Source organism: Citrobacter sp. wls615 (assembly GCF_005281355.1).
Taxonomy (GTDB): domain Bacteria; phylum Pseudomonadota; class Gammaproteobacteria; order Enterobacterales; family Enterobacteriaceae; genus Citrobacter; species Citrobacter werkmanii.
Genome location: NZ_SZXM01000080.1, coordinates 1 through 4,175, shown reverse-complemented (window position 1 = coordinate 4,175; position 4,175 = coordinate 1). Strand labels below are relative to the sequence as shown.

The following is a 4,175-nucleotide window of genomic DNA, read 5'->3' as shown; positions in this document are numbered from 1 at the left end:
TTGCGTCTGTGCGAAATGAAACCTGCCGGGTCCGGCCTACCAAAGCAACTTCCCCTCGCATCCATAACACAAGCCATCCTGCGGCATATGCGGTAAACTAAGCGCGATTTTGCATCAGGAAAGCGTTTATGAATCACTCCCTTAAAGCCTGGAACACCTTCGGTATCGATCAACAAGCTAATGAGCTTGTCTGCGCCGAAAATGAGCAACAACTGCTGAATGCCTGGCAATCAGCGAATGCATCACATCATCCAGTACTGATCCTGGGCGAGGGGAGTAACGTCCTGTTTCTCGATACCTTCCATGGAACGGTGATCGTCAATCGAATCAAGGGTATTGAGATCACAGAACAACCTGAGGCGTGGCATCTGCACGTAGGTGCCGGTGAGAACTGGCATCATTTGGTACAGCACACGCTGCAAGAAGGTATGCCTGGGCTGGAAAATCTGGCACTCATTCCCGGATGCGTCGGTTCATCTCCCATTCAGAATATTGGTGCTTATGGTGTGGAGCTGCAGCGTGTCTGTGAATATGTGGACTGTGTTGAACTGTCAACCGGCAAACATCTGCGCGTCAGCGCCGCGGAATGCCGTTTTGGTTACCGTGACAGCATCTTCAAGCATGAATACCAGGATCGTTTCGCAATTGTTGCCGTTGGTCTGCGCTTGCCTAAACAGTGGCAGCCCGTTCTCACTTATGGCGACCTGACTCGTCTGGATCCCGCAACCGTGACGCCTCAGCAGGTTTTTGATTCTGTCTGTCATATGCGCACAACAAAGCTGCCCGACCCGAAAGTTAACGGTAATGCGGGTAGTTTCTTTAAAAACCCGGTTGTTACAGCGCACGTTGCGCAGGAACTGCTGGCTAAATTCCCGACCGCGCCTCATTACCCACAGGTTGATGGTTCAGTGAAACTGGCTGCCGGCTGGCTTATCGATCAATGCCAGCTAAAAGGCATGCGTATTGGTGGTGCAGCGGTACATCAGCAGCAAGCACTGGTACTGATCAATGCAGACCGTGCGACCAGTCAGGATGTGGTGCAACTAGCGCATCATGTACGCCAAAACGTCGGTGAGAAATTCAATGTCTGGCTTGAACCTGAGGTCAGATTTATTGGCCCACAGGGTGAAGTGAATGCTGTGGAGATCATCGCATGAAAGATAATACCGTCCCCCTGACGCTTATTTCCTTGTTAGCCGATGGTGAATTTCATTCCGGTGAGCAGCTTGGTGAACAGCTGGGAATGAGCCGCGCGGCAATCAACAAGCATGTTCAGACGCTACGCGACTGGGGCGTTGATGTATTTACTGTTCCCGGTAAAGGATACAGCTTACCTGAGCCTATCCAGTTATTAGACTCATCACTGATTCATTCTCAGTTGGATAGGGGGAATGTCACGGTTCTGCCGGTTATCGACTCAACCAACCAGTACCTGATGGACCGCATTGGTCAACTGGAGTCAGGGGATGCCTGCGTCGCTGAGTATCAGCAGGCCGGTCGTGGCCGTCGCGGACGTAAGTGGTTCTCGCCGTTTGGCGCCAATCTGTATCTCTCAATGTTCTGGCGACTAGAGCAAGGACCGGCAGCCGCAATTGGTTTGAGTCTGGTGATTGGTATTGTCATGGCGGAGGTTTTACGCGATCTGGGTGCGGATAAAGTTCGCGTGAAATGGCCGAACGATCTCTATCTGCTCGATCGTAAACTGGCCGGAATTTTGGTTGAACTCACGGGTAAGACGGGCGATGCCGCGCAAATTGTTATCGGTGCGGGTATTAACATGGCCATGCGCCGGGTAGAAGAGAATGTCGTTAATCAGGGCTGGATTAATCTCCAGGAAGCGGGAATTAATATTGACCGCAATACCCTTGCTGCCCGACTGATCCGCGAGCTGCGTGCTGCGCTGGTACTGTTTGAACATGAGGGCCTGGCACCTTATCTGTCCCGCTGGAAGAAGTTGGACAACTTTATCGACCGTCCGGTAAAACTCATTATTGGCGATAAAGAAATATTTGGGGTATCGCGTGGAATAGATGCACAAGGCGCATTATTGCTTGAACAAAATGGCGTGATAAAACCCTGGATGGGCGGAGAAATATCGCTCAGAAGTGCTGAATAATAATAAGGGGAGCTGTAGCTCCCCTTATTAATTTATTTACGTAGCCTGACCTCTTCAACGGCATGATTGGCGCTTTTGGTCATAATCAAGCTGGCTCGCTCACGCGTTGGTAAAATATTTTGTTTTAAATTCAGCCAGTTAATCTCTTTCCATAACGATGTGGCTGTGTTGATTGCCTCATCTTCCGACAATTTCGCATAATTATGGAAATAAGAGTCTGGGTTGGTAAATGCCCCTTCGCGGAATTTCAGGAAGCGGTTGATATACCACGTCTGGAGTAATTCTTCTGGCGCATCAACATAAATAGAAAAGTCGACAAAATCAGAAACAAATACATGATGTGGATCGTGAGGATAATCCATCCCGCTCTGTAATACATTAAGCCCTTCGAGTATTAATATGTCAGGCTGGGCAACGGTTTTGTCGCCATCAGGGATCACATCATAGATAAGATGAGAGTAGACCGGCGCCGTGACGTTAGGTACGCCTGACTTCAAATCGGAAACGAATTTAACCAGGCGGTGCATATCATAGGACTGAGGGAAGCCTTTCTTCTTCATGAGTCCACGATCTTTCAACACCTGATTAGGATGAAGAAAACCGTCGGTCGTAATCAACTCAACCTTACGATGCTCAGGCCAGCGACTCAACAGTGCCTGTAAAACACGAGCTGTGGTGCTTTTGCCAACGGCGACGCTGCCAGCAATGCTAATAATATAAGGAATACGCTCGCCGTTAGTGCCTAAAAATTGCTCCAGTACTGCCTGACGTCGCAGGTTCGAACTGATGTAAAAATTTAGCAAACGCGATAGAGGCAAATAAATTTCGGCAACTTCTTCCAGCGACAAGTCTTCGTTAATGCCTTTCAGACGAGCAATCTCTTCCTCGGTCAGGGTCATTGGCACGGAATCACGAAGCGCAGCCCACTGGTTGCGATCAAACTGTAGGTAAGGCGACGTTAACGCTTGCTCTTTTATACTCATACGCATGGTCTGGCTGTCATTGCTATATCAGGTCTGCGGTAAAAAAACGAAATCATCCCCGGCACGCAATGGCACGCACATTTCAGTTAATTTGGACAATGGGCAGGAGGGTAACACCAGATGAGGGGGAATAATAAGAAAAAATCATCCCCTGAAAAGCAATGTGACGGCTATTCCAGATGTATAAAGAGGTACTTTCTCTCTATGGATGAGCGCATGGCGGCGCAAAACTTGCCTTTGGAAGGGTGGGCGCCGTTGGAAATTTGTCCAATCATACGAAGAAATAGATTATTTATCGGACGTATAGTGCAAAATGTGAGCGATAGAACATTTTATGCAATTTTTTAGTTGCATGAGTGCGCAGGTCTCCATAAAATGCGCGCTACTTGATGCCGACTTAGCTCAGTAGGTAGAGCAACTGACTTGTAATCAGTAGGTCACCAGTTCGATTCCGGTAGTCGGCACCATCAAGTCCGGTGGGGTTCCCGAGCGGCCAAAGGGAGCAGACTGTAAATCTGCCGTCACAGACTTCGAAGGTTCGAATCCTTCCCCCACCACCACTTTCTGGCAGCGTTATCGCCGCCTGAGTTGGTTAAAAAATTAATCAGCTCGAACATAAAAGAGAGAAATCTCTTTTTTGTTACAGAAAGAACTGGGTAGCCGAGTTTCAGGATGCGGGCATCGTATAATGGCTATTACCTCAGCCTTCCAAGCTGATGATGCGGGTTCGATTCCCGCTGCCCGCTCCAGACGTGCTGATATGGCTCAGTTGGTAGAGCGCACCCTTGGTAAGGGTGAGGTCCCCAGTTCGACTCTGGGTATCAGCACCACTTCACTTCTCCTTCCCGTTTCTCTCTGTTTACTTTTAAAAGCATTCAACAGCTCAGGTATATTGCCTGGTTGATGTGGTGATATCACCGATTTATCCGTGTCTTAGAGGGACAATCGATGTCTAAAGAAAAATTTGAACGTACTAAACCGCACGTTAACGTCGGTACTATCGGCCACGTTGACCATGGTAAAACAACGCTGACCGCTGCAATCACTACCGTACTGGCTAAAACCTACGGCGGTGC

General features: G+C 48.9%; 4 protein-coding genes, 4 tRNA genes and 1 pseudogene. 7 read left to right on the top strand and 2 right to left on the bottom strand.

The features are described 5' to 3' along the window. Positions 1–128 precede the first annotated feature (128 nt). Entirely contained in the window at positions 129–1,157 is a 1,029-nt protein-coding gene (gene murB, locus FDX04_RS19700; RefSeq protein WP_137371368.1) for a UDP-N-acetylmuramate dehydrogenase, read from the top strand. Then, complete coding sequence (gene birA, locus FDX04_RS19695) at positions 1,154–2,116, top strand: bifunctional biotin--[acetyl-CoA-carboxylase] ligase/biotin operon repressor BirA (protein WP_042314244.1); 963 nt, start codon at positions 1,154–1,156, stop codon at positions 2,114–2,116. Before murB ends, birA begins: the two co-directional genes overlap by 4 nt. 32 nt (positions 2,117–2,148) lie before the next feature. Here birA and coaA read toward each other — a convergent pair whose 3' ends face one another. Next, positions 2,149–3,099 carry a type I pantothenate kinase gene (coaA, locus tag FDX04_RS19690; RefSeq protein ID WP_032940924.1) on the bottom strand — a complete coding sequence of 317 codons (951 nt, stop codon included), beginning with the start codon at positions 3,097–3,099 and terminating at the stop codon, positions 2,149–2,151. A gap of 291 nt (positions 3,100–3,390) precedes the next feature. Next, a pseudogene (locus FDX04_RS24530) lies at positions 3,391–3,471 on the bottom strand (hypothetical protein); the annotation flags it as partial. 19 nt (positions 3,472–3,490) lie between these two features. Here FDX04_RS24530 and FDX04_RS19680 point away from each other — a divergent pair. The 5 genes from FDX04_RS19680 to FDX04_RS19660 all read left to right on the top strand — a co-directional run. Next, positions 3,491–3,566: transfer RNA gene (locus FDX04_RS19680), tRNA-Thr, on the top strand. Between the two features lie 8 nt (positions 3,567–3,574). Next, positions 3,575–3,659, top strand: a tRNA-Tyr gene (locus tag FDX04_RS19675). Between the two features lie 114 nt (positions 3,660–3,773). Beyond that, positions 3,774–3,848, top strand: a tRNA-Gly gene (locus FDX04_RS19670). Between the two features lie 5 nt (positions 3,849–3,853). Further along, positions 3,854–3,929: transfer RNA gene (locus FDX04_RS19665), tRNA-Thr, on the top strand. A gap of 118 nt (positions 3,930–4,047) precedes the next feature. Further along, the coding region (locus FDX04_RS19660; RefSeq protein WP_000031651.1) for a GTP-binding protein at positions 4,048–4,175 on the top strand (128 nt) is incomplete at its 3' end.